20 protein-coding genes and 1 pseudogene are annotated in these 24144 nt (G+C 68.3%); 7 read left to right on the forward strand and 14 right to left on the reverse strand.

Going from position 1 to position 24144, the window contains the following annotated elements:
* Nucleotides 1-90 precede the first annotated feature (90 nt).
* From AQJ67_RS24485 to AQJ67_RS24495, 3 genes are read left to right on the forward strand one after another with little or no spacing between them, the layout of a single operon-like run.
* Complete coding sequence (locus AQJ67_RS24485) at nucleotides 91-1233, forward strand: hypothetical protein (protein WP_244190576.1); 1143 nt, start codon at nucleotides 91-93, stop codon at nucleotides 1231-1233.
* Nucleotides 1226-2911 (forward strand): polyprenyl synthetase family protein, encoded by a 1686-nt coding sequence (locus tag AQJ67_RS24490; protein ID WP_062721227.1) that lies wholly within the window; start codon nucleotides 1226-1228, stop codon nucleotides 2909-2911. Before AQJ67_RS24485 ends, AQJ67_RS24490 begins: the two co-directional genes overlap by 8 nt.
* The gene (locus AQJ67_RS24495) at nucleotides 2908-3576 is read left to right on the forward strand and encodes a hypothetical protein (RefSeq protein WP_062721228.1); all 669 of its coding nucleotides are present in this window, start codon (nucleotides 2908-2910) and stop codon (nucleotides 3574-3576) included. Before AQJ67_RS24490 ends, AQJ67_RS24495 begins: the two co-directional genes overlap by 4 nt.
* On the opposite strand, the gene AQJ67_RS24500 is transcribed toward AQJ67_RS24495, so the two are convergent.
* The 3 genes from AQJ67_RS24500 to AQJ67_RS24510 all read right to left on the reverse strand — a co-directional run bounded on the left by AQJ67_RS24500 (nucleotide 3469) and on the right by AQJ67_RS24510 (nucleotide 6314).
* Entirely contained in the window at nucleotides 3469-4650 is a 1182-nt protein-coding gene (locus AQJ67_RS24500; RefSeq protein ID WP_063807356.1) for an LLM class flavin-dependent oxidoreductase, read from the reverse strand. The two genes, AQJ67_RS24495 and AQJ67_RS24500, sit on opposite strands and share 108 nt — an antisense overlap.
* 119 nt (nucleotides 4651-4769) lie before the next feature.
* The gene (locus AQJ67_RS24505; RefSeq protein WP_062721229.1) at nucleotides 4770-5474 is read right to left on the reverse strand and encodes a hypothetical protein; all 705 of its coding nucleotides are present in this window, start codon (nucleotides 5472-5474) and stop codon (nucleotides 4770-4772) included.
* A gap of 45 nt (nucleotides 5475-5519) precedes the next feature.
* Nucleotides 5520-6314 (reverse strand): DUF642 domain-containing protein, encoded by a 795-nt coding sequence (locus AQJ67_RS24510; protein WP_062721230.1) that lies wholly within the window; start codon nucleotides 6312-6314, stop codon nucleotides 5520-5522.
* Between the two features lie 738 nt (nucleotides 6315-7052).
* Between AQJ67_RS24510 and AQJ67_RS24515 the strand changes: the two genes are divergently transcribed.
* Together AQJ67_RS24515 and mobF are read left to right on the forward strand one after the other, a co-directional pair.
* On the forward strand, nucleotides 7053-7586 hold the full coding sequence (locus tag AQJ67_RS24515) for a GNAT family N-acetyltransferase (protein ID WP_062721596.1): 534 nt from the start codon (nucleotides 7053-7055) through the stop codon (nucleotides 7584-7586).
* Nucleotides 7587-8026: 440 nt separating this feature from the next.
* Nucleotides 8027-12478 (forward strand): MobF family relaxase, encoded by a 4452-nt coding sequence (gene mobF / locus AQJ67_RS24520; protein ID WP_244190577.1) that lies wholly within the window; start codon nucleotides 8027-8029, stop codon nucleotides 12476-12478.
* A gap of 59 nt (nucleotides 12479-12537) precedes the next feature.
* Here the strand turns inward: mobF and AQJ67_RS24525 are convergent, their stop codons facing one another.
* Genes AQJ67_RS24525 through AQJ67_RS24535 form a run of 3 tightly spaced genes read right to left on the reverse strand, consistent with a single transcriptional unit; the run spans nucleotide 12538 to nucleotide 16313 of the window.
* Complete coding sequence (locus AQJ67_RS24525; protein WP_062721231.1) at nucleotides 12538-13647, reverse strand: glycosyltransferase family 4 protein; 1110 nt, start codon at nucleotides 13645-13647, stop codon at nucleotides 12538-12540.
* Nucleotides 13644-15023, reverse strand: a complete 1380-nt coding sequence (locus tag AQJ67_RS24530) for a hypothetical protein (RefSeq protein ID WP_062721232.1) — start codon at nucleotides 15021-15023, stop codon at nucleotides 13644-13646. Before AQJ67_RS24530 ends, AQJ67_RS24525 begins: the two co-directional genes overlap by 4 nt.
* Nucleotides 15024-15071: 48 nt before the next feature.
* Entirely contained in the window at nucleotides 15072-16313 is a 1242-nt protein-coding gene (locus AQJ67_RS24535; RefSeq protein ID WP_062721233.1) for a nucleotide sugar dehydrogenase, read from the reverse strand.
* Between the two features lie 66 nt (nucleotides 16314-16379).
* On the opposite strand from AQJ67_RS24535, the gene AQJ67_RS24540 reads away from it, so the two are divergent.
* Nucleotides 16380-17153 (forward strand): glycosyltransferase family 2 protein, encoded by a 774-nt coding sequence (locus AQJ67_RS24540; protein WP_062721234.1) that lies wholly within the window; start codon nucleotides 16380-16382, stop codon nucleotides 17151-17153.
* A gap of 137 nt (nucleotides 17154-17290) precedes the next feature.
* On the opposite strand, the gene AQJ67_RS24545 is transcribed toward AQJ67_RS24540, so the two are convergent.
* Entirely contained in the window at nucleotides 17291-18223 is a 933-nt protein-coding gene (locus AQJ67_RS24545) for a TauD/TfdA family dioxygenase (protein WP_062721235.1), read from the reverse strand.
* A gap of 291 nt (nucleotides 18224-18514) precedes the next feature.
* Between AQJ67_RS24545 and AQJ67_RS24550 the strand changes: the two genes are divergently transcribed.
* Entirely contained in the window at nucleotides 18515-19837 is a 1323-nt protein-coding gene (locus AQJ67_RS24550) for a helix-turn-helix transcriptional regulator (RefSeq protein WP_062721236.1), read from the forward strand.
* A 121-nt stretch (nucleotides 19838-19958) separates the two neighbouring features.
* Here AQJ67_RS24550 and AQJ67_RS24555 read toward each other — a convergent pair.
* From AQJ67_RS24555 to AQJ67_RS24585, 7 genes and pseudogenes are all read right to left on the reverse strand, one after another.
* Nucleotides 19959-20240: pseudogene (locus AQJ67_RS24555) on the reverse strand (helix-turn-helix domain-containing protein); the annotation flags it as partial.
* A complete protein-coding gene (locus AQJ67_RS24560; RefSeq protein ID WP_062721238.1) occupies nucleotides 20189-20500 on the reverse strand; it encodes a hypothetical protein in 312 nt (103 codons plus the stop codon). The gene AQJ67_RS24560 and the pseudogene AQJ67_RS24555, both read right to left, overlap by 52 nt.
* Nucleotides 20497-21405 carry an endonuclease/exonuclease/phosphatase family protein gene (locus AQJ67_RS24565; RefSeq protein ID WP_062721239.1) on the reverse strand — a complete coding sequence of 303 codons (909 nt, stop codon included), beginning with the start codon at nucleotides 21403-21405 and terminating at the stop codon, nucleotides 20497-20499. Before AQJ67_RS24565 ends, AQJ67_RS24560 begins: the two co-directional genes overlap by 4 nt.
* A gap of 37 nt (nucleotides 21406-21442) precedes the next feature.
* Complete coding sequence (locus tag AQJ67_RS24570) at nucleotides 21443-21751, reverse strand: glycoside hydrolase family protein (RefSeq protein ID WP_062721240.1); 309 nt, start codon at nucleotides 21749-21751, stop codon at nucleotides 21443-21445.
* A 61-nt stretch (nucleotides 21752-21812) separates the two neighbouring features.
* The gene (gene fxlM, locus AQJ67_RS24575) at nucleotides 21813-23018 is read right to left on the reverse strand and encodes a methyltransferase, FxLD system (RefSeq protein ID WP_062721241.1); all 1206 of its coding nucleotides are present in this window, start codon (nucleotides 23016-23018) and stop codon (nucleotides 21813-21815) included.
* A 146-nt stretch (nucleotides 23019-23164) separates the two neighbouring features.
* Complete coding sequence (locus tag AQJ67_RS24580; protein WP_062721242.1) at nucleotides 23165-23644, reverse strand: hypothetical protein; 480 nt, start codon at nucleotides 23642-23644, stop codon at nucleotides 23165-23167.
* The gene (locus tag AQJ67_RS24585; RefSeq protein ID WP_062721243.1) at nucleotides 23632-24099 is read right to left on the reverse strand and encodes a LuxR C-terminal-related transcriptional regulator; all 468 of its coding nucleotides are present in this window, start codon (nucleotides 24097-24099) and stop codon (nucleotides 23632-23634) included. The genes AQJ67_RS24580 and AQJ67_RS24585 overlap by 13 nt, the downstream gene beginning before the upstream one ends.
* Between the last annotated feature and the right edge of the window lie 45 nt (nucleotides 24100-24144).

Here is a 24144-nt window from a genome sequence, read left to right on the forward strand (position 1 = left end):
GTTCCGGCTCACGACGCCACGGAACCGAGCCAGCCCAGAGAAACGATTACTCACAGTAATTAATGACTTCATTCCGTTACCATCCGGAGGGTGTCGACGACCAATACCCTCTGGCCGGGGGCCGATCTCGGCGTGTCCGGACCGTTCCCGCGAGCTCCCCTGAGCCATCCGTTGGACCGCAGGTGGCTGCACTACGCCTTCCTGTCCCGGCAGGGCGGCCAGGCGATCATCGCGAACCTCTCCGTCCTGGGCGCCTCCACGGGCGTCGTCTCCGGTGAGCCGGGAGCGGTCGGCTGCGAAGGCGAAGCGACCGGTGGCACCGGCCCGGAGCCGCAACGCATGGCGATCCTGCTCGTCCATCAGGAAGGCCGGGGCTGGTCGTCGAGCCAGTTCAACGCGGAACAGCCGTCCGTCCCGTGGTCGGCCTTCCGGCTCCCGCGCCCGCGCCCCCACGGCAGCCGGGGCCCGGAGGACGGTTTCCGTGTCGCCGGGCGGGGTGGCGGCCCTGAGGTCGACTTGCGCCTGCGCCGCACGAGCAGGTCCTGCACCTCCCAGTGCGCGCCGTTCGGCGACGGCGAGCACCTGCGCTGGCAGTCCGAGCCGGGCATCCTGGCGACGGGCACCCTGCGGTGGTCCCGGGCGGAGGCGGGAGGCGATGACGCCGCACGGCACACCGACCTGATCGGCTATCACGAGCGGGTCCGCGGGCGCTGGAGCTGGCCCGCCCTGGGCGGCTGGGTGTTCGGTTTCGTCAACGACCCGGGGGGCGACCCCACCGGTCCGCCGCCGTCCGCAGTGGTCTTCACCCTCATTCAGCCGACCCGGCCGAGTCGGCCCGTCGACGCGGCGAACGGCTCGGTCATGCTGTGGCGGGACGGTCGGCTCGTCCGCCACTTCCCGCGTCGCAGCCTGCGCATCACGGTGCAGGACACGCTGGCCAGGGACCAGGTGGTCCTGGTCCCGCCGTTGGCGCAGATGCTGGGCACGGCCCCCGCGGCCGCCGTTCCCCGGCGGCTGCTCATCACGGCGCGGATGGGCGAGGACCGGCTCGTCATGGACTTCCGCGCCCGCACGGCGGGCCGGATCGCCAACCCGTCGGAGACGAGCCTCAACCCGTTCAGCGTGCACGAGACCCTCGGTGAGTGCGAGGTGGACGCCCGCGTCTCCGGGCGACGTACGTCCTTCTCGGCCATTGGCATCGTGGAGTACGCCGGCGGTGCGAGCGGTGAGTGACCCGATCCCGCTCCGTACGGGGGCAGCCCTGCTGACGGCGACCGTCGAGGAACTCTCGCAGCGAGCGCCGGCGATCGTCGCGGCGGCGGCCAGCCAGATGCGCGGCATCCGGCTGGGGCTCGGCTTCCACGACGGCAGCCGAGCCCTGCTCTCCGCCCGGCACAGCCGCCTGGTCGTCGAACATCCCACCGACGGCACCGAAGCGGCCGGCCCCGATGTCGAGCCCGACGTCGAGGTCGTCTTCGACAACCGGGCCATGAACCTGCTGTTCGACCTGCAGCACCGACCGGCCGACCAGGCACTGCCGGACAGTCTGGACACCCGAGGCCCCCGCGAGCAGGTACTGGCCGTCTGGCGCGCCTTCAGCCTGCTCGCCCAGCGCGCCGCGGGGCTGCGCTCGGTGCAGGAACTGTGGCGGTCCTACCGGGACGACGCGCCCGCCCCATGGGGTGAGAGGGCCGACGAGGCCGAGTCGCCGGGACCCGCTGAGCCCGTCTCCGGCTGGGAGGGCGTGGACTACCTGCTGCGCCGCCGGCCGCAGGACGCCACGGACGTCGAGCCTGAGTTGGTCGGCGGGACGGTGGTGACCCGTCCACGCCTGCTGTGGGACGGCCGTGGCAGCTCGCCGTGGTGGCACGAATCGCCGATTCACGACGCCGATCTGCTGGCGACGATGGCGGCCTGCCGGGCCCGTACCGGCGAGGCGATGGAGGCTTTCGTCCCGTACCGGGAGCCCAGGGCCGAGCTCTACGACCTGATGCGGCTGTACCCGGCCCGGCAGGGCAAGGGGCTCCGGCCGACCCTCACCATCGCCGCCTGTGCCGCCTTCGGCGGACGCCCTGAGGACGCCGTACGGGCCGCCGCCGCGCTGGAGCTCTTCCACAACGGCTTCCTCGTGCACGACGACATCGCCGACGAGTCCACCCACCGGCGCGGTCTGCCGACCCTGCACGAGGAGCACGGCATCGGCCTGGCGGTCAACTGCGGTGACGGGCTCAACCTCCTCGCGGTGGACGCGATCCTGTCCAACCTGGACACGCTCGGTCTCGCCCGCACCCTGGCCCTCATCCACGAGGCGATCCACATGTGCCGGGAGTCCGTGGAGGGCCAGGCCATGGAACTCGGCTGGATCCACAAGCACGTGGTGCCGGCCGAGGACGAGGCGTACTTCACCATGAGCACCAAGAAGACCGGCTGGTACACCTGCATCAGCCCGTGCCGCATCGGCGCGGTGTGCGCGGGGGTGACGGACCCCGCGCTCCTCGGCCGCTTCGACGAGGCGTTCCGGCTCATCGGCATCGCCTTCCAGATCCAGGACGACATCCTCAACCTCGTCGGCCAGGAGGAGTTGTACGGCAAGGAGCCCCTGGGCGACCTGCTGGAAGGCAAACGCACCGTCATGCTGATCCACCTCTTCCGCACCATGGCCGAAGCGGAGCGGCCCCGGATGCGGGAGATCCTGCGGCGCCCCCGGTCCGCCAAGGCCCAGCAGGACGCGGAGGAGATCCTGGCCGCCATGCGGCGCCACGGCTCCATCGACTACGCCGTAGCCCTCGCCGATCGGCTGGCGGACGAGGGGATCACCCGGTTCGAGGAGGATCTCGCCGTGATCCCCGAGAACGAGGGCAAGGCCATCCTCCGACAGATCGCCCACTACGTCACCACGAGGCTCCTATGACACCCGAGACCGAGACGCACGAGAGCGAGACGCCCGGATCCGACACACCGGAGTCGGGAGCGGCGTCGGGGTCGGGCGGGACCACCGAATCCCAGGACGCGGCGTTCCTCGACCTCGTCCGCCGCGGCAACGCCCGTACGCGCGCGGTCCTGTGCACCCTCGCCCGGCACGGGGTCGCCCTGCGCCGCGACGAACCCGAGCGAGCCGCTCGGCTGCTCGAAGCCCTCGGCGTGTGGCCGGTGTACAAGGGCGGACAGTTCCTGTTCGACCTGCTGGAGTGGGAGGACTTCATGCTCGACGGCGACCCTCCCCCGCCGATCCGGCCCCAGGACCTCGCGGCCTCGCTGCGCCTGCCGCTGCGCCTGCTGTCCGAAGCCGTCGACGCCGCGCCGACCATGCTCCAGACCGGGCCGCTGCACCGCACGGCCGCGGCCTTCGACCTTCCGCTGCGGTTCCTGACCGTCACGGCCAAGGCGGCGCTGGACGGCATCGCGGGCGACCTCGGCACCATGGCCGCGACCTCGGCCGACGCTCCGGCCGAGGAGGGGCCGGGCGGTTCAGAGGGGGAGCTGCCCGAGCTGGCGGCCGGTTTCCATCTGTACCAGGACGTCGTCCTCGGCACGGTCGTGATCGCCGGGCCGCTGCTCGACGGCGGAGCCCGCTAGGCCGTAGGCGTCGGCGATCAGCTCGTACGAGCGGATCCGGGCAGTCAGGCTGTGGGCGGGCGAGACGATCATCAGCTCCTGCGCGCCGGTACGGTCCACCAGCTCGTCCAGCCCGGCCCGCACGGCGTCCGGAGTGCCGTGCACGGTGTCGGCCAGACAGCCGTCGACGAACTCCCGCTGCCCCGGCGTGAGTTCGCAGAACTCGGCCTCACCGATGGCCGGCACCAGGCCGGGCGGGCGGCTGCTACGGATCCGCAGCATCGTGTGCGCACCGGTGAGGGCGTGCCGACGGGCCTCCGTCTCCTTCGCCGCGGCGAAGGCGAGGACGGACACCATGGCGTACGGCCGGTCCAGGACCGCCGACGGCCGGAAGGCACGCCGGTAGAGGTCGAGCACCGGGGCGGTGGCGGCCGGCGCGATGTGATGGGCGAACGCGAACGGCAGCCCCAGCGCCGCCGCCAGCTGGGCGCCGTTGCCGCCGGAGCCCAGCACCCACACCGGTGGCCGCCCCGATGCGGGCGCACCGCCGGGTACACGGCTCTGCACCGGGCCGGGCACCGCGTGCACGCCGGCCAGCGGATGGCCCTCGGGGAAGTCGTCGTCCAGGAACCGGATCAACTCGCCCACCTGGCGGGAGAAATCCTCGGGGCGTTCCAGCAGCGGGTCGGTGCGGCGCAGCGCGGTGGCCGTGCCCAGATCCGCGCCCGGGGCACGCCCCACACCCAGGTCGATCCGCCCCGGCGCCAGCGCCTCAAGCGTGCCGAACTGCTCGGCGACAACCAGCGGGACGTGGTTGGGCAGCATCACACCGCCCGAGCCGAGCCGGATGCGCCAGGTGTGCGCGGCCAGATGAGCCAGGATCAGCGTGGGGCAGGACGTGGCGACACCCGGCACCGAATGATGCTCGGTCACCCAGAACCGGTGATACCCCCGCCGCTCCGCCGTCCGGGCCAGCGTCACGCAGCCCCGCAGTGCCCGTGCGGCGGTGGACCCACTGCCGACGACCACGGGGTCCAGCACGGACAGCGGCACCGGTGCCCTGCCCCGCCGCGACCCCCGGATCTCTGTGTCCATGGCTCAACTCCTTCGGCATCACCACGACTTGTCCCGCCACTACGCCCAGTCCCGCTCGTCGGAGTGGGTGATCGGAGCCGACTCCGATCACCCACTGCTTCCGCATGGCCCTCTCCGGGTCAGAAGAGGTTGCCGCCCAGGGCGCACTTGGTGACACCGTTCATCGTCACCAGGCCGTCCTTGTTCTTGCCGGGCTTGGCGCCGTTCATGTGGCGTACCGACGCGGAGATCAGCCAGCCGTGCTGGTCGGCCTCGTTGGTGCGGACGTGGAAGTCACCCGTGATCACCATCACCCGACCGCCTTCCTCAAGACGGTGCGTGGGACGCTCCGCCTCGGAGACCGGCGTGGGCGAGTAGAGGTAGGAGGGCGTCATGTAGTCGTCGAAGACCATGCCCGTCGGGGCGGCGATGCGCAGTTCGACGCGTCCCGGGCGTACCGGCACTCCGCCGGAGGTGATCAGGACGGCCAGGCCGGCGGGCTTGGGGTCGTCGAGGTCGATACTGGGGGTGACGGCCTGGTCCACGCGCAGTTGGGCGTCCACCCCCGTCGTGGTGGTCTGACCGACGGGCGGTGTCGTCTGGCCCATAGGCTGCATCGGGTCGACGACGGGCTGCCCGCCGTTGCCCTCGCCGGGTCGGCGCATCTTCAGGCCCTGCTGGTAGCCGAAGTCGTAGCCGTCGGCGTAGTAGTCCTGCTCCCCGCTCCTGCCGTCGCGAGGCGGCGAGGTGCTCGGCCGTCCGGCCAGCGCGTCCGCGACGCCCTGGTCCTCGCCGCGGTTGTAGGCGTCCTGCTTCGTGGTGTCGATGCCGAGTGCACTGGTCATGTCCAGCTCCTGACTGTGGTGGGGGTGGTGGTGCGACGGAGGCGACTAAGGCTTGGCCTGCTGCAAGTGCTCCGTGGCCTTCGCCCACCCCTCCTGCCTGCCACGGCGGTACTCCGCGGCGGCGTCCTGCGCGTTCTTGCGCAGCTGCTCGGAGGTCCTCTGGCACTCCGCCAGCTTCCCCGTGAGGTCGCTGACCTGACCGGTGAGCTCGTTGACCTTGTTCCGGAGGTTCGTGAGCTCCTGGTCCTGACCGGTGGTGACGGGGCCCTTGTTCTGGTTCTGGTTCTGGGTCGTGGTGCTCGTGCCCTGGCCGTCCGTCAGGCCGATGACCGACACATTGGTGATGCCCGACTGACAGCTGCCGGGCGCCATGCCCATGAAAGTGATCGTCGTGCGGCTGCTCTTCGCCTGGAAGGAGAACTCCTTCCGCTGCCAGTTCGCCCGGCCGTACCCGACTCCGGGGTCGAAGTCACGGGAGGTGATCTCTCTGCCGCCGACATCGTCGGTCACCTTCACCGTGAAGTTGTTCGGCCGGCCGTTGCAGTTGTTGTACTCGTTCGGGCTGCACTCGAACGAGAGGTTGTAGGTGGCACCCGCTTTAGTCTCGACGGTCTGCTTGATGCCGCCGTTGGTGAAATTTATCCCCAGGTCGACAGCTTGAAGGCCGTTCGGGTGATTGGCGAACGCGGCGTTGAGGTGGTCGTAGCCGTATGCGTTCACCGGGTCCCAGCCCGTGGCCCGATAGGCAGCGGCCGGGTGCACAGGGCGCCACGACTTGGCGGCGCCGCTGACGCGAGGCTCGGTGAAGGTGCCGTTTCGAACGAGGTTCTCCGTGGGCATTTCCAGGTTTCCTTCCAGAGAACGAACCGGACACCAGCACGTCGCATGACGGCATGGGGGTGCCACGGTTCTGCCAGCCCTCGGTGGGATCCCCCTCCGCCCGCAACCCTAGATTCGAACTACAGCAGCCGCATCTTGTGACGTCGCAGGCATCGGACACGGCCAAACTTGTCCAGTGTTCGATTAACAGTTCAACGGCGGGGGTGCCTGCCCGCACACGGAGCGCCCTCTGGTGAACCGACCGTGCCCCTACGGGTTCACCAAGCCCTTCGCCGTGTTGCCGCGCGCCTTCAGGCCGAACGAAGAACGCACCGCCTCCCGCAGAACAACGTGGGGAACTTTGAACCGGAGTGGTGACTTGCAGCGGATGTGAGTTGGGCCTGTTCCGCTCTTCCTGGCCAATCAAGCCGACAGACCGTCATGACCCGGACGCCCGGCGACTACGCAGCCCTGAGCCAGCGTGCGGTGCGGTTTCCTCAATCATGTGGAATGTCGCGCAATTGGGCTTTGACCGCGATTCCGTGAACGATCTTCGTGCCGCGTCAGGGCCGCCGCCGAATCGGTCTCACCTCTCGACCACCATACGGAAGCGCCTCGTCATCTCCCCCCAGCTCTCGGCCCGATTGTCGACCGCCTCGGCGTGCGGCGCAGGCGGCCTGATGCCGTGCGGTCCGCGGGCGGCACCACGGTCGAGCGCCGATTACCGATGAGGCCCATGCCTTCGGCAGGATGGTCGCCATGACCGAGATCCGCACCCCCCGCCTCCTCCTCCGCCGCTGGCATGACGACGACCTTGCGCCTATGGCGGACATCAACGCGGACCCGCAGGTCATGCGCTGGATCGACGACGGCTCGTTGCGCGACCTGGACAGCACGGCGGAGGACATCGAACGGTGGGAGGAGGAGTGGGACGAGGAAGGCTTCGGCATCTTCGCCGTCGAGCTGCTGGCCTCGGGCGAACTCGCCGGCTTCACGGGTCTGTCCGTGCCCGAGTTCCTGCCGGAGGTGCTGCCCGCTGTGGCGATCAGCTGGCGATTCGGCTCACCGTTCTGGGGCCAGGGGTACGCGTCCGAAGCCGCCCACGCCACGCTGGAGTTCGCGCTCCAGGACCGTGGCCTCGACCGCGTCATCAGCATCAGCCTTCTGGGTGACGACGCTTCCGAGAACGTCATCCGCAAGCTCGGCATGGCACCGGAGCACGAGACGACACACCCGATGTACGGCTTTCCGCTGAGAGTTCACAGCATCGATCTCACCGAGTTCCACGGGTAATCCGGCCGAGCCGTCGGATCATGACGATCTTGGCCGCAGAACACGCAAGCACGTGGGTTCCCGAACCTGGGGCTGATCATGCCGAAGTCGAGGTTTCAGCACCTGAGTTCGCAGGCTGCACCCCTTCAGAATTCGTGAACTCTCCGGAAATCCACCAGGGGGCGATGTCCCCGAGGCTCGGCGTCCCACGTATCCATGAGCGCAGGTTACAACGCGTCTGATGAGTGAGTCGCCGTTCTAGCGAGCCGAGGTAACAGCCCCAAGCCGTCGACGCCTTCAGCCGCAAAAGCCCACTGATTCGTAGCGCGCCCCCAGGAGAAAACCCCCTGCTCAGCACAGCAAGTCCATGTCCGGAGGACCAAGGTATCGTCACTTCGTGACGATACAATCAGCCAAGATGACCGAATCTGATCGATTCGGTACGGGGGGTGAGCGGGCCGATGGGATGGGTGACCATGATCGGCCCCTCCGACGAGCAAGTTGAATACCGCCTTACCGGCGGCCACGGCTGCGGGAAGTCTGCCACGGTCGACGCGGCCCCCCTCGTCGCCGCCATCGAGGCCAAGGCCGAATCGGCTGGTGCCCGCGTCGCCTCCCTGCTCGGCTCCCGCGAGGCCAAGCGCGCCTTCTTCCGCGCCCGCGGGCTCATACGCAGCAAGGGCACGGCGCGGTTCACCGGGTTCGACGCCGTCGAAGTCGCTGCCGCCGCCGGACTCGATGCCCGCGACCTCTACGGCGACCAGGCCCTTCCCCAACCAGCCAACGACGGACAGGTGGACTACCACCTCGATGCCAGCGAACGCCCCCTGGTCTGGATCGGAGACGGCCTCACCGAGTTCGACATCACCCCCGGCAGCATCCTCGCCCCCGAGCACTTCCAGGCCGCCCGACGCCTCATGCACGGTGAGAACCCCCGGACCGGGCAAACCCTCGTAGAACCCAAGCTCGCCATCGCGCCGGCCGCAAAGCTCCCCGCCGCCCCGCTGGCCCGCGCCATCCGCCGCGCCGCCGCCGAACGCAGCGTGAACCCCGTGTCCCTGCTGGACTCCAAGCGCAAGCAGGACGCCTTCCGCAGGATGGAGAGCCAGCTCAAGCGGTTCGGTGAATCGCACCGCATCCCCGCCTCCACTCTGCTCAAACTCGCCGACGCCGTCGGCATCGATGCCGTCGACCTGTACGGCGAAGACACATTGGAGAAGGCCGTGGCCGCCGAGGCAGGCGGCCACCTTGACGCCCGCGCACTCCTGCGCGCCGTCGAGGCGCGCGCTACCGAGATCGGACAGCAGCCCGCCGACCTGTTCACCGCTGCGTCCATGAAGCGCCGGTACGTCCAGACCGCGGGCGAGGGCGAACGACGGCTTCGGGACCTGCCTATGGACGTCCGTGAAGCCGTCGCCATGGCCAAGGCGGCAGGACTCGCGCCCGAGGACGTGTGGGACGCCGAGGAGATCAAAGCCGCCCTCCTCGAAGGCCGCGTGCAGGTCGGCAACTTCGGTGCCGACGTCACCTTGGACCTCGCGAAGTCGAAGAGCGCGTTCCTCGCCTACGCCCCGGAGGAGATCGCCGCCCAGGTGGAGGGCATCTACACCTCTGCCGGCCGCGAGTCCATCAGCGCCCTGGAGCGCTGGACCGCGTACGCGATGCGCGGTCACCACGGTGACGGCGACGAGGCGGAGACGGTAAAGACGAGCGGGTTCTCCGGCTGGATGATGGTGCACCGCGCCGCCCGGCCCGTGGACGGCGCCCCGTACGGCGACCCTCACTTCCACCTGCACTTCACCCTGGCCAACATGGTCAAGGGCACCGACGGCAAGTGGTCCACCATGGCCAGCGGGGGCCGCGACCTCCACCGGCACACCCGCGCGACCCAGTCCCTCATGAACGCCCGTATCCGCAGGGAGCTGACCGACACCTTCGGCATCAGCTTCCGCCGCGAGGAGCGGACCGGCGCGTGGGAGATCGCGGCGATTCCCGAGGCCACGATCCGCCTGTTCAGCAAGCGTGACAGCCAGGTCCGGGAACTGCTGACGAAGCTGGGCATCGACTACGACAGCGCCACGACCCGCGAGCGCACCGCCGCCTCCACCGCGTCCAAGGCCGCGAAGAACGGCGAAGCCGCTGGAGTCGGGGACGACGTTCTGCGCGCTTACTGGCAGGCCGAAGGCCGCGCTGCCGGTGACGATCCCGAGGCCATCGCAGCCAGCGCGATGGAGCAGGACCGAGCGGATCAGAACCCTGGTCTGGACGAGCTGTGCGCTCAGGTCTTCGACCCGAAGACCGGCTTGACCAGCCACTCCAAGGAGTTCACCCACGCCGCTGCCATCGCCGCTGTGCTGGACGCCCTTCCATACGGAGTCGCGAACGCCGAGGAGGCCGAACAGCTCACCACCTCCGTCCTCCGTCACGCCGGTTACGCGGTCCAGCTGAATCCGAGGGGCGCCCAGCACTTCACGCACGCCGACCGGTACACGACGGCGGACATCGTGGCCGCGGAAACGCTGATCGTCTCCGAGGCCACGAACCGGCTCAACAAGCAGGCCGCCGTCGTCAGCCGCGACACGGTCGACATGACCCTCTCCACCGTCGAGGCCCAGCACGGCGGCAGCTTCGCGTTCTCCGACGAACAGCGCGCCGTCCTCGAACGACTGCTCACGGCCGGGCATGGGATCGACTCGGTGGAGGGCATCGCCGGATCGGGCAAGACCACGATCATGGACACCGCCCGGCAGGCATGGGAGGCTCACGGTCTTGTCATTGCCGGCGCGAGCACGGCCGCCGTCGCCGCCGCGAACCTGAAGGCGGAGGCGGGCATCGAGTCCCGCACCCTCGCGTCCTGGCTCACCGGCATTCGAAACGGCGGCCCCGGCCTCACGGGCGTTGACGTGCTGGTCGTGGACGAAGCCGCCATGTGCGATGACCGCGACGTCGCCGAACTGCTCACCCACGCTGCGGAAACCGGAACGAAGGTCGTCGGTATCGGTGACCCCAAGCAGTTGCACTCGCCCGGCATCGGCGGGTCCTTCGCGGCCGTGCACCACATCGTTGGCGGACTCAGCCTTAGCGAGAACTACCGGCAGAAGGACTTGGTCGAGCGCCGGGCACTGGAACTGTGGCGCGACGACAACCGCGTGGAAGCACTACGTACTTTTGCCGGAACCGGCCGCGTACACGCACTCGCGGACAAGGACGCCACCCTCGCCGCGATGCTCACCGTCTGGGCCGACAAGCGCGCCGCGCACACCGATGACCACACCGCCGTGCAGCAGCTCCTCATGATGGCCGCCACCAATGAGATCGTGGAGGAACTGAACATCGGGGCCCGCGCACTGCGGAAGGCGAACGGTGATCTCACCGGCCCCGAGCACGCCTACGCGCTGCCCGGCGGCGGCGAGCTGATGCTGTCCATCGGAGACCAGGTCCTCCTTCGGATCAACGACTACCGGGGCAAAAAGAGCCGAGGCGCGAACGAAGACGTACTGAACGGCTACCGCGGAATCGTGCGGGCCGTAGACGAGGAACGCCGGGTGCTGGTCGAGTGGCGAGAGAAGACCGCCGACGGCCACCGTGACGTTGCCGAATGGGTTGACGCCGACTACATCGCACAGGGCGGACTCCGCCTCGGATACGCGATCACCGGCCACAAGTCCCAGGGCCTCAGCGTCCAAGAGGCCCTGGTCTACGGTCCTGGCGCGCAGGCGAACGCCCTCTACACGATGATGAGCCGCGACAAGAAAGAGTCTCACCTGTTCTTGCCGCTGTCCGTCTACGAGACCGACGCCGACCGCGCCCGCCACGGCGACGCACTCACTGAGCAGGAACGACTTGACCGCGCGGTCGCGGGCCTCATTCGCGAGATCGAGAACGGCACCGAGGAACGCATGATCCTCACCGAACTCCCGGAGAACGCGGTCCCCGCTCACGTTCGCCAGGCCGTAGCGGACCTTCCGATCCCGCGTGCTCCCGGCGCCGACGAGCCCTACGACGCGGACACTCCTGAAGGGGCTCCGGAGCATGAGGACTGGCCCGCCCCGGTAAAGACTGAGCGGCCCATGGAGCCCCCGATGCCTTCGGAACCCGCGCCGACTGCCGACCGTCCCTACGCTCACCTCAGCAACTCGGCCCTGCGTGACGCCGCGCGCAAGGCTGCCTCGGCTGCGCGCGCCACCAGGACAGCGGCCGAGAAGGCTGAGGTTGCTGCCGACCGTGCCGAACAGCAAGCCGCCGCGGGAACCGGTCGGAACGCGCTCGCGCTTCATCGCCGGCATCAGGCTGTGGCCGACCGCGCCGAGGCAATCCGCGAAGTTCGAGCACTGGACAGCACGATCACCGAACGCATTGCCCGACTGCACAGCACACAGGCCCGTGTCGAAGGACTCGAACAGCAGCTGGCCGTGACCGGCCGCTTCGGGCGTCCAGTGCTCCGCGGGGACGAGCGGGCTGCGGTCGAGGCGGAGCGTGAGGAACTGCTTCGTACGTGCGAGGAGACCGGACGGGAACTGGAGCAGATGAACACGCGAGTCCACGAGGTTGCCCAGCACGCCGGGCCTGTCAGCGAACACGAAGCTGTGCTCGCGGCGGCGGACCTGTCGCAGGAGGAGAAGACCGAGCTTCTACGGCGGGCCAAGGACAAGGACAACCAGACAGCCAAGCAACTCCGGGTCGAGGCCGCCAGGGCTCGGAACACGTCCAACGGTGCGGCCTACCGCGTAGCTGGTCTTCGCAATGAGTTGTCAGCGCGGGCCGAAGGGAAGGCGCCGACGTCGAGTGACGAGCCTCGTCGCCAGAATGGGCGGGATGGGGTTCCTGTCTCTCCCTACACCGGGCAGGCTGAGATGCATGTGCATCAGTCGCACGATGGACCGAGCGAGCCACCCGTAGGGCCACTCCTGTGATGGAATCCGCCGCCTCCCACTCCGGGGGTCGTCTGGATCGGCGTCCGATATCCCTTGCATCAGGAGGTAACGCAGAGCGTCAGTTCGCGAAGCCGGCGGCCGGTGATGGTGATGTCGTATCGGCGCGCGTTGTGTAAAGCCGCCTTGGTCAGGGCCTTGCGCTGGTGGATGTCCCGGCTCATCTCGTCTAGGGCCACGGCCAGCGAGCGCGGGTCGCCAGGAGTGTAGGGAACGCCCGAGCTTCCGAGGATTTCCCTCGCACCGGGAAGATCGGAGTAGGCGACCGGAAGTCCGTTGGCTTGGGCCTCGATGAGGACGAGCCCGAAAGCCTCCAGGCCCCTGGTCGTGAAGACGAAGGCGTCGTAGTTCGGCAGGCGGCGCCAGAGTTCAGTGCGGGGCAGGAACGGGTCAAATTGAACCCGGTCCCGGAGCCCGAGTTCGATAGACCGCTGTTCCAGATGCTCCCGCAGGGTTCCTTTGCCGATCACGGTCAGGTGGTGCGGCTGATTGGTTAGGGCGAGGGCTTCGACGGCGGTGATCGTGGATTTGTTGTCGTCCAGACGACCGGCGTGTACCAGAGACAGGGGTCCGGTTCCGGTAGGCGGTTGATCGCGTACCTGGGCATCGCTCAACGGGATACCCCACGGGATGACGGTGAGCCGATCGGTGAATCGGCGTCCGGTGAGATGGTCGATGCGGTCGGCGAGGGCGAAGGTCGGGGCGACGATCGCGGCGCTGGCGGCAGCGACTTCATTCATGGCCTCGCGTTCCGATGGGCTGCGCTCGGCCGCCATTACATCGGGACCGTGGGCGATGGCGATGATAGGAATGTTGCCGGCGGTGCGGGTGACGGCCAGGCTGAGAGCGAACCCGAGGTACTGAGCGTGAATGACGTTCGGCTGGATCTTCTCAACGAGCGCACCGACCTCACGCGTCAACTCGTCCACGTAGTCGTCGAAGCCGGGGCCCTGGGGGCGTTTCGTCGTGGAGAGGGGGATCAGGTGATCGAACGCGGCCTTCCACTCCTGATCGACCGGCGTCCGGCCGAGGTAGGTCGTGTGGGTGTCGGGCATGGCGCGGTAGAGGTCGTTGACGAGGATCAGGCTCCCGGACGAGGGCTCGGACCTGCGGTTGATACCGGTGAGGATGGTCAGGGGTTTCGTGCTCATGCGGAGATCCCCTTGATCGATAAGTGGCGGGCGGGAAGCGAGGCACTACGGTCCACCGTGATCCGCGGATCGGTGGTGACCTTCCGGCTGCGGTTGCGAGGTGGCGCCCACCACGACGCCAGGTGTGGCGTGAGGACGGCGTTCACCTCCTGGACCGGGTGCAGGAGACCTTTCCTGTCCTGCTGGGCTGTCCACGCCCTGACGGCTGACCGCGGGTAGACAGGGTGTATCCCGATCTCGCCTTTGGGAAGGATGCCGTTGAACGGCGTGGGGATGCCCTCGTGGTTCCAGTAGTCCCATGCCTCCAGAGCCTTGGCCTTCTCGAAGCAGTGGTAAAGCTGCTTGTAGCGGGGCATGTAACGGATTTCGCGGAAGACCATCTGACCGATCAGCCCCGGCGCGACCTGCCGGAGCGTGTTGAGATCAGCGCCCTGGAAGCTGACCGACGCCGTGTCTCGGGAAGGGTGCAGCGTGGTCCGGGCGAGCAGGTGGGACAGCCGCCGCCGTACGTAATCTGCAGCTCCCGGGGCGAGCGCCGGTTCCACGCCTTCGATGAGCTGGACGAGCTGCTGGTGGCGCGGATGGAAGCGGGCCAGGTCGAACAACTGGTGCATGCCGTCCACAGCGGCGAACGCGAGTCGCTTGTACAGCCAGTTGTTCAGCTCCCCGGCCTGGGCGTAGCTCTTGGTCTCCGGAGTCGTGGAGTGGAGCATCAGGTACTCGGACAGCACCTCGAAGTACAGGTATCCGAGGAACGGCACGGCGGGCACGGCAGCGGCCAACTGGTCGATGAACTCCAGAGCCGCCGTGGCGCGGCCGGCTGCGTTGCGCAGGGCCGTGTCGAGGAACACGGCCGCGGAGCCCAGCCCGGCCGCAACGGCATGGTCAAGCTGGTCGTTCTCGGCCAGGGTGAGGAGACTCCGGTAGCGCAGATAGGTGCGCAGGTGGATGGCCCCGAGGTGCAGGTAGTCCACGCCCTTGGTGGGGATCGGAGCGTCCGGGATGACCTCGAAGATCACGGGCGTGGTGTTGGGCTTCATCCGCATCAGGTAGGCACCGAGGTTGTGCGGGCGCAGTCCCTCGCGCTGACGGGCCAGCGGGGAGCAGTACAGGGCCCCGACCAGGCATCCGGTGGAAACGTGCAGCTCGCCGCTGGTGAGGATGGCGTCGATGTCCTTGGTGGTGTGCAGCAGGTACATGGGCCGGCCGCTGACGAGCGCCTCGGTCATCGCACTGTGCTGGATCAGCCAGCCGTTGGGGGTGTCACCTTCCAGGTAGCGGCGCCAGTCACCCTCGCTCTCGGCCAGCGAAGCTGGGGCCGGGCGCCGCGCGGGCCGGGTGTAGTCCGTGTGGGCGTGCTCCCACTCGTTACGCAAGGGAACTCCTGGGGTTGAAGTCAGCAGCGGGCCGCGGGAGTTCGGGAGCTACAGGGTCTCGACGTTCGCTCCGGAAAGGCGGTTTCGGCAGTCGAGAACATAGGTCGCGCATTTCTCGATCATCGGGAGGTCGAAGAGCGGGTGGTCCATGAGAAGAACCACTGCCTCAGCGGCCGCTACCTCGTCTGGGGTCGCATCGACCCTGAGCACGTCCAGCTCGGCGTCGTTCGGGACGTTGGGTTCGGCGCCGCGGACATCGGCGCCAAAGCCGATGAGAAGTTCGGCGACACGAGCCGAGGGGGAATTGCGCAGGTCGGTGGCGTTGAACTTGTACGTCAGGCCGAGCAGCAGAACCCGAGACCCCCTGACGGGCAGGCCGCGCTTGTCGAGCCCTTCCACGACACGCTGGACCACGTAGTCGGGCATGTGCCGGTTCACGTCGGCGGCGAGTTCCGCGAACCTGAACGGGATGCCAAGGTCCTGCTGGGCTTTCCACGAGAGGAACATCGGGTCAACGGGCAAGCAGTGCCCGCCGACCCCCGGCCCCGGAGTGAACCGCGTGAATCCGAACGGCTTGGTCGCGGCGGCGTCGATCGCCTCCCAGATGTTCACGCCGAGGGAAGCGGCCAGCATCGCCATCTCGTTGACCATGGAGATGTTGACGAACCGGAAGGTGTTCTCCAACAGCTTGGCCAGCTCGGCGACCTTCGTCCCGGACACCGGAACCGTGGTCTGAAAGATGCCGTCGTAGAAACCCTTGATCGAATCGAGTGATTTGGCGTCGATTCCGGACACCAATTTCGGCGTCTCGAACGACCACCGTTTGTTTCCGATCCGCTCTGGGCTGAATCCGGCCAGGAAGTCCACCCCGCCTTTGAGGCCCGACGTCTCCTCCAGGATCGGCAGCAGCAGTTCCTCGGTGGTGCCAGGATAGGACGTGGACTCCAGGACCACGGTCGCACCGGGGCGAAGGTGCTCGCCCAGGGTCCGGGCGCAGGACTCGATGTGGCCCAGGTCGGGCACGCCGTTCCGTAGGGGGGTCGGCACGGTGATCACTGCGATGTCGAAGTCGGCCAGCGCAGCAGCGTCGGCGGTCGCGGAGTAGGACCCGGAGTCCAGCACCGCGCGCAGCCGTGCAGAGTCCACGTCCCTCACGTGGGACTGGCCGGCGGCGAGCTGCTGGACGCGGTGCGGGTCCACGTCGTAGCCGACGACATGGTGACCCACCTCTGCGGCGCGTACGGCCAGGGGAAGTCCTACATAGCCCTGACCAGCGATAACTATCTGCATGGCAGCTCCTACGCGATTGCGGTGCTTGAATGGACCGTCGTTCCTGGTCTGGCAAGGAGAAGTGCTGTGCCCCTGGTGTCCGTCGTGATGCCCGTGTACAACTCGGCAGCCACCCTCGGCGCAGCCGTCCGATCGGTGCTCACGCAGACCCACAGCGACCTGGAGCTGCTGGTCACTGATGACCAGTCCTCCGATGGCTCCATGGATCTGCTCCGCGAGTTCGCCGAGCAGGACGAGCGCGTTCTGCCGGAGTCGGCACCCGAACGGGGCGGTGCGGGCCGAGCCCGCAACCTCGCGATCGAGCGTGCCCGCGGGGACTACATTGCCTTTCTCGACAGCGACGACATGTGGTTGCCGGAGAAGACCGAGAAGCAGCTCGCCTTCGCCGGGGATGGTGATGCGCCGCTGACGTTCACCTCGTACTTCAAGATGGACGCCGACTACGACGGCGAGAGCACCGACTGGGTCCCGAACGGGCGGGTGGTCCGTGCGCGGGAGCACGTGGACTACCGCGCGATGCTGGTCCGAGACCACATCGGCGCCCTCACCGCCATGTACGACCGCACTGTCCTGGGCACGAGGCTGATGCCGGAGATGCGCAAGCGCCAGGACTACGCCCTCTGGCTGTCGATCATGCGGGACGGGGCTGACGCCCGGGGCTTGGATGAGCCGCTGGCGGTGTACAGGGCCCACCAGTCGGGATCGCTGTCCTCCAACAAGATGTCGTTGATCCCGTACAACTGGGAGCTGTACCGCGAGCACGAGCATCTGTCGGTCCCGCGGGCGACGCGGGCGCTGGCCGGCGCTGTGTGGCAGTCGCTGCGCAACTCGCGTATCTAGATCCGTGCACGGCCCGGGGAGCCCGGTACGCGACCGTTTCTGAGGGTGCCTGACCGGGCCCCGCCCATGGCCGTGCCACGTGCTCGGGGGCTGGACCCCGGGGCGTGACTCGGTGGGTCACCTGTGCCATCGGCCGGCTACGCGGCCGAGCCATCGTCGGCCCTCGCGCGCAGGAACAACTGGAGGAGCAGCCGCCGGTCGGAGACCGGGACGGTCTCCTGACGGCTGTGGAGCGCCTCCCGGCCGTGCAGGAAGCGGCGCTGGTTCACGATGAGGTAGTCCCCGGGCTGGAGTATGAACGAGACCTGACCCCGGACAAGCTCCTCAGCGAGCTCTCTGGCGGCTTCGGCGTGCGCCTGGCCGAGCTCGGACCTTTCCAGCATCTTGGCGGTGAACCGGACGAACTCCTCACTCGGGTTGGAGTCATCCAGGATCGGAAACGGCTTGTACTCCTCGCCCACGTCGAACAGGTCGAAAAAGGTCCCGTAGGAATAGGCCGATTCGGCCAACAGGGCGCGGCTGTCCTCCGACAGCCGCGCCACCGCCGCGTGGGCGTCGGAGAGGATGCTGCGGCCGCCACCAAGCGGGTCGGGGCGAACGCACAGGAGCGTGGTGTAGTCCGGGGGCCGGGTCCCGTTCACCAGGTCCATGTGGAACGCGTTGTACCCGATGCCGCTGGACTTGCCGGGGTCCTTGTCGACCTTGACCCCGATGTCCTTCCAGAGAGGCCACCGCGGGAAAGGCGAGAAGGGGACGGCCACCTCGGCGGCGAAGGCCGTGGCCAGCCGCAGGAACCGGCCGTCATCGGCCCCCAGCGCCTTGGCGAGGATCCCAAGGCGCAGCACGGCGTATCCGCCGCCCTCCTCGGTCAGCGCGTGGCGCAGGGTCGCGGCGGTCTCCCTGAACAGCGGGGTGGCCGTCAGCTCGGTCCGATACCGCTCCATGGTGGACTGCGCCAGGAACGAACCGTCCAGTTCCCAGGGCGGGAGAAGAAGGTCGATCAGATCGGCTTCCAACTGCTCCGGCAGGTCGATGAAGACGTGCTGGTCGGCAGTCACGATCTCGGACATGGTGGTGTCCCTTTCTGCGGCGATGTGATGCGCGTGCTTCCCGTCCGGGCGTGGCTGCCATCGCAGCGTGGGGAGAGCCCGTCGGTTGCGCGGGGTCGCGTGGCTATGCCCGGAGCGCGACGGCGCGTCGCTTTCTGTGCGGGAGGTGTCCGGGTGGGCGTCGAACGCCTCCGGGGATGACAAGTACATCCCAACTCCCTTTCGCGATCGAGGGGTTGGGGGTTGTCCCGAGGTTGTCCCGGGCGCACACTCGCTACCCTCGAAGTAGCTGCCGATGATGGGGTTGATTCCGTGGACGAACCGATCCGGCATCCCCTCGCGTACGCACGATTTCTGCGTGACTGGTCACAAAGCGACCTGGTGACCCGGATGCACCAGGCTGCGCGGAGGCGGGGGCTTCGGTGCGGGGCGGACAAGGCTGCTGTCAGCCGGTGGGAGAACGACCGGAAGAAACCCGATGTCGAAACGCAGTTCCTCATCGCTGACGCGTTCGACGTGCCGGTTTCCGACCTTGAGCGCTATCCGTGGCCTCACTGGCTGCCCGGCCGCGAGGAACCAGTGCCGCTCGGGTCGGCGTACACCGTCCACGCCCTTCGAGATGCACAGAGAGCCGTGATGGACCGCGAACGCCGAACCTTCCTGACCTACAGCGCGCTCACCCTGGCGGGACTCGCCTCGCAGTGGGCCGACCTGGAGCCCGAACGCCTCACAACCGCCGCCGAGGGCAGCACTCGCGTTGACGAGGAGCTGATGAGCTGGCTGGAGGAGACCGGCGCGAAACTGTCGGCGCTCCCAACGGAGAAGCGCCAGCACATGAACAAGCTGACCGAAGCCCACTTGGATACGGTCACTGACCTGCTGGAAGGAGGCCGCTACAACGAGACGACGGAGCGCCGTCTGCATCAGCTGGCGTCGTCGTTGGCGAGCACGTGCGGCTGGTACCGGTTCGACCAGGGACAGCACTACGCGGCCGGGAAACTCTGGACCGCCGCGCTATCCAACGCCCACACCGCCCGGGACCGGGATCAAGGCGCGGGGGTCCTGGCAGACTTCGCGTATCAGGCGATCTGGCTCGGGAAGCCGGAGTCGGCCGTCGGGCCGTTGAGCCAGGCCCTCATTCACACTCGCCACCCCATGGCGCGTTCGTTGCTCCATCTGCGCCGGGCTCGTGCACACGCGGCGATGGGAAATGCCGGCGCATGCCACGACGACCTGAAGGCGGCCGAGGAGACGCTGCTGACGGATACGCGGGACCCGGCACCGTCCTGGTGCCGGTGGATGAGCACCGCGGACCTGGCTGTCGACTCCGGTCAGTGCATGCTCGATCTCGGCCAGACGGAACAGGCGCGGGCTCGGATCGACGAGGGACTGTTGCTGCTGCCGGGCTCGCGGGACAAGACGCGGGGCGTGTTCCGTACATACGAGGCGAGGTCCCTGCTTCAGGCCCGGGAGGTCGAACAGGCGCTCGTGGTCTCCAACGAGTCGCTGAACGTGGCGCGGCGGATCGGAGCTCACCGGTGCGTGGCCCTGGTACGCGACCTTGCTCCGGCCTTCCGGCCGTACAAGTTGGTCGACGGGGTGCCAGAGTTCCTGGAACGTCTGCGTTCGTGCTGAGCACGCTGGGGTGGCCTGACAGCGGCCAGTTGGAATTCCCCATCGGCGGCCAGTCACCGGGGAGCCAACTGGCCACCGATGGCTACCGAGCGTGAAGTGTCAGATTTCCTGGGACTGGTTTTCAGGGGCGGAAGGTGCGGCGGTAGGTGTCGGGTGGGACGCCGACGCTGCGGTGGAAGTGGCGGCGCAGGGTGGTGGCGGTGCCCATGCCGGTGGCCGTGGCGATGGTGTCGACGGTGGCGTTGGTGGTTTCCAGGAGTTCCTGGGCGTGGCGGATGCGCTGGGTGTGGAGCCATTGCAGGGGGGTGGTGCCGGTGAGGTGTTTGAAGTGGCGGGCGAGGTGGCGTGAGCTCATGCGGGCCTGGCGGGCCAGGTCCTCCACGGTGAGCGGCTGGTCGGCTCGTAGACGATCTCTGTCCATGCGGTGACGGCACCCTCGGCAACCAGGTCGTCGAGGCCCTGGCCGATACGGTCTGCTCCTCCGATGGCGGGCATGTAGCGCACCCGCCAGCGCGGGCTTTTGCGGATGACGAACCACCCGGCGAGGAGGCCATCGTCCTCGGCGGCACGCAGAACGGGGGCGAGCCGGGACACGGCAACCCTCTCGGCGCCGTCCCAGTCCGGGAACACGACATTGGCCTGGCACCAGGCGGGCAAGGTCATCGGAGGGTCTCTGCGGTGTGAGCAGCGGCCAGGTGCGGTGTCAGCGTTCGTTCGAGGCGTACCAGGTAGAAGCGCAGGATCAGGAGTGAGTGGTCGGTGGCTTCGCGGGTTTCGTCGTTGTCGACGACTTCGACGCTGTGCAGTGCGGAGGCGAGGCCGCCTGCCCCGTAGAGGCGGTCGATGCGCTGGGGACCGCCCTGGTCCGGTTTTTGCTGTCCGGCCGTGGCGTTGAGTGCCTCGGGCTGGTTGAGGTGGTCGGCGGCGTAGCGGGCGAGGTCGAGGTAGCCGGCGTCGGTCAGGGCGGCGTCGGGGCGGGTGTCGCTGCGACGGTGTCCGTCGGCGTCGAGGTAGGTCCGGTGGACCATGTGCGCGCGATCGGTCACCGTGTCCCAGGTGGGCAGGACGAGGCGCTCGGGATTGCGCGGGTAGCTGTTGGTGTCGCCGGCCGCAAGAGTCACCATGCCCGGCTGTGCGTGCATGGCCAGCCAACTGGCCTCCATCAGACGCTGGTTGGCGTCAAAGCAGCACATGTGGAAGGAGATGAGGTTGAGCGGTACCGGACAGCTGCCGAGCCGCGCGACCACGTGGCAGGGGTGCAGCCACCACGGCTTGGCGCGGGGCCGTGCTTCGACGACGTCGAACAGGGAGGGCCGGAGGTAGACGGCGGTCGCGATGTCAGCGTCCGCGTACGGGTTCGGCGCGGACAGGAACCCGCGCAGCCCGAGCCGCTTCTCCGTGGCGTGCAGGCGCTCACTGCCCCGATCGCGGCTGAACTTGGCCTCCTGCTGGAGGAAGATGTCCGGCTCAAACTCCCTAAGAACGTCGAGTGCGAGATCCCGGTGTTCGCCGTTGCGGCCACCGTCGGCCTCGATGTTCCAAACGGCGACGGTCACGAGGTCAGTCACTTCAGACCTTTCGATATCAGTGCGGATAGGTGCGGTATCACGCCAGAGCGAGGAAGGTGTCCCAGTGCGGAGCGGGCGCGCGGCCTGTGCCCACGGTGTGCAGAGCGAGTGCTGCTCCGGCAGGTCCATCGAGGAGTTCCGGGTTGGGGTCGCTTTGGTCGAGCGCGGTGACAAGGTGGTTGGTCAGGATCGGCAGTTCCGCGGCGATCTCCGGGCTGTCCGTCTCGGTGGCCATCCGCCACGCCGCCTGAAGGAGCCCTGCCATGCCGTGGCACAGCCCGGTCTCGGGAAGCTTGTCCAGGTGGAGGGGGTCTTGCAGGGCGGAGAGTATGGCGTTCTCGGCCATCGCGACGCGTGCCCGTGGATGGAAGGTGCAAGGTCCCGGAGCCCTCGTGGGCCCCGGAGTCTTAGGCCCAGGACGCGGTGACGATCCCGTGGCGACGCAGCACGGCGTCCTGGGGCAGCGGCGTCGGGGCGGGGCCGGGCAGGTACCGGAACGTCGCAGCTCCCCGGCGACGGTGGTGTTGGGCCCAGCGGCGCAGCAGCCCCGCGTACTGGTCGGCGAGGGCTTCGGCCTGCGGGCCGTGGGCGATGACACCGCTCTCGAAGCCGCCGCTGTCCTCGTTCTCGCGGCGGGTGCGGTAGGAGATGCTGTCCTCGCTGACCAGGGCGGGTACCCCGAACTGGACCGCCGGTGTCAACAGCCCTTGCTCGATGACGTCCTTGGCCGCGTGCAGCCGCACCGCACGCGGCAGGTTGAGCGTGAGGTACAGGTCCAGCTCGTCCGGCAGATCCCAAGCCGCCCCCGACCAGTGCACCAGCCCGGGGGTGTCCAGGGCATGGTTCAGCGCCTGCGCGTTGAGGGGCACTCGTACGTCGTCGGTCTGCACGACGACGCCCTCTCGCAGCATCACCTTGCGTTCCTCGGCGGCGCCCTCGCCCTGCATGGGTACGAAGTGAGCCAGGCGGTAGGAGCAGCTGAGCAGGCCCGCACCGTCCCGGTCGAAGGCGATCGAGCGGGTCGTGCCGCACACCGTCAGCGGGACGACGAGCCGGCCCTTCTCGGTGAGCCCGTCGATCCACGACGGGGGGATATCCCACGCCGCGGCGGTGACGACGATCCGGTCATACGGTGCCCCGTCGGGGACGCCGGTCTCGCCATCGGCGAGGACCGTCTTCACCTGCCGGTATCCGGCCTCGTCCAAGAAGAGGCGGGCACGGTCGACGATGTCGCGGTCGATGTCGACCGTGGTGACCTCACCGTCGCTGCCCACGAGTTCCTGGAGGTAGGCGGCGTTGACGCCGCCCGAGCCGATTTCCAGGACCCTCATCCCGGGCGCGATGTCGGCCTGCTCCAGCATCACACCCTGAAGGTGGGCGGCGGACATGACGCTGACGTTTAGGCCGTTCTCGTCTTTCTTGACCGGCACAATCCGGTGGAGATCGTAAACGACCTCCAGGGACGCCTCCGGCGTGAACTGGTGCCGGGGCACTGCGGCGAAGGCAGCAGCCACCGAGTCGGACGTGATCGCGTCCTGGTCACGGAGGGCGCGGACCATGTCCGCACGCAGCGTGTCGGGATCGCGAACAGGCGAGTCATCCGTTGAAGTCATCCAATTCCCTACTTCCGTTGGTGTCGGTTCTTGCGGCAGCCCAGCTCGTCCTTGTGGTCGGCGAGGACGCTAACCAGGGCTCCGTACTGAGAACGGATTGGCGCCGCCGGTCGGTGTGCCTGTCGGAGTTCGGCTGAAGAGCGGTCTCAGAGATCGTCACCGCCGTTCCCCCCTCTTTCTCGCTGGGCCGATTCGCGTGGGGAGAGGACAGTGAGAGGGGACCTCTCCCCACGCGCGTGCTGCGGATTCCCGCCCGCGGAACGCTCCTGTTCTTGACGCACTTCTTCGGCGGTTTCAACCAGGCGATGGACGAGATGGGCGAGGTTCTGCGCGCGGTGCGCCGCCAGCTCTTGGCTGGCGTGCGGGGGCGACAGGTACAGCAGCCCGGCGGCTTGGCCGAGCGTGGCTTGCGCACCGATCCCCGCCTCCGAGTCGGCGGGGATACTCAGGCACCCGGTGCGCAGGTCGTCGGCGGCGGCCCGGCCGAACTCGGTGAACTTCTCGACCATGTTCAGCGCGACGACGATGGACGGGAGGTGGGGGCCCCTGAGGTCCCAGGCGAGCGTCGTCTCCACGAGCGGCAGAATCTCGGCCTTGTCGGGGACGGCCGGTGTCAGCGCAGCCATGCGATCACCTGATCTTCGGTCAGGATCTGGTACTGCCACGCGCGGGTGATGGCGTGGGCGCGGTTCTGGGCCTTGAGGTTCTGCAGCAGGTCGCGGCCGTCCCGGCGGACGATGTCGACCGGGCGTTTCAGCTCGGTGGCCATCTGCGCAGCCGCCATTCCCCGCGCGATGAGAGGCACGATCTCTCGCTGTTCACGGGGAACGTCCAGGGCCTCGGGGGCCAGCATTTCCGGCCTAGTGATGGCCTGGGTGGCGTAGCCGACGGCGAGTGCGGCGGCGTTCTCGCTCACGCCGTAGAGCTTGCGCCTGGCGAGTTTGAGGTAGCCCGTTGCTGTGCTCTCGCGGATCTTGAGGCTCAGCGCGACCGCGGCGAGCGTGCTTCCGTCGGCCACTCCTTCGAGGACCTGTCGCTCTCGGGGGGCGAGGATGATCCTGGAGATGGTCGTTGTGGTCACTGCTCAACTCCTCGGCGTGCGTGGGTGATCTGCTGGCACAACTCG

The organism is Streptomyces caeruleatus, assembly GCF_001514235.1.
GTDB classification, from domain to species: domain Bacteria; phylum Actinomycetota; class Actinomycetes; order Streptomycetales; family Streptomycetaceae; genus Streptomyces; species Streptomyces caeruleatus.

Excerpts from the sequence above, each read along its gene's own strand:
- AQJ67_RS24495 (WP_062721228.1), top strand. The coding sequence starts at position 2,908 with ATGACACCCGAGACCGAGACGCACGAGAGCGAGACGCCCGGATCCGAC.
- AQJ67_RS24500 (WP_063807356.1), bottom strand. The coding sequence starts at position 4,650 with ATGGACACAGAGATCCGGGGGTCGCGGCGGGGCAGGGCACCGGTGCCG.
- AQJ67_RS24505 (WP_062721229.1), bottom strand. The coding sequence starts at position 5,474 with ATGACCAGTGCACTCGGCATCGACACCACGAAGCAGGACGCCTACAAC.
- AQJ67_RS24510 (WP_062721230.1), bottom strand. The coding sequence starts at position 6,314 with ATGCCCACGGAGAACCTCGTTCGAAACGGCACCTTCACCGAGCCTCGC.
- AQJ67_RS24515 (WP_062721596.1), top strand. The coding sequence starts at position 7,053 with ATGACCGAGATCCGCACCCCCCGCCTCCTCCTCCGCCGCTGGCATGAC.
- mobF (WP_244190577.1), top strand. The coding sequence starts at position 8,027 with ATGGGATGGGTGACCATGATCGGCCCCTCCGACGAGCAAGTTGAATAC.
- AQJ67_RS24525 (WP_062721231.1), bottom strand. The coding sequence starts at position 13,647 with ATGAGCACGAAACCCCTGACCATCCTCACCGGTATCAACCGCAGGTCC.
- AQJ67_RS24535 (WP_062721233.1), bottom strand. The coding sequence starts at position 16,313 with ATGCAGATAGTTATCGCTGGTCAGGGCTATGTAGGACTTCCCCTGGCC.
- AQJ67_RS24545 (WP_062721235.1), bottom strand. The coding sequence starts at position 18,223 with ATGTCCGAGATCGTGACTGCCGACCAGCACGTCTTCATCGACCTGCCG.
- AQJ67_RS24560 (WP_062721238.1), bottom strand. The coding sequence starts at position 20,500 with ATGACCTTGCCCGCCTGGTGCCAGGCCAATGTCGTGTTCCCGGACTGG.
- AQJ67_RS24570 (WP_062721240.1), bottom strand. The coding sequence starts at position 21,751 with ATGGCCGAGAACGCCATACTCTCCGCCCTGCAAGACCCCCTCCACCTG.
- fxlM (WP_062721241.1), bottom strand. The coding sequence starts at position 23,018 with ATGACTTCAACGGATGACTCGCCTGTTCGCGATCCCGACACGCTGCGT.
- AQJ67_RS24580 (WP_062721242.1), bottom strand. The coding sequence starts at position 23,644 with ATGGCTGCGCTGACACCGGCCGTCCCCGACAAGGCCGAGATTCTGCCG.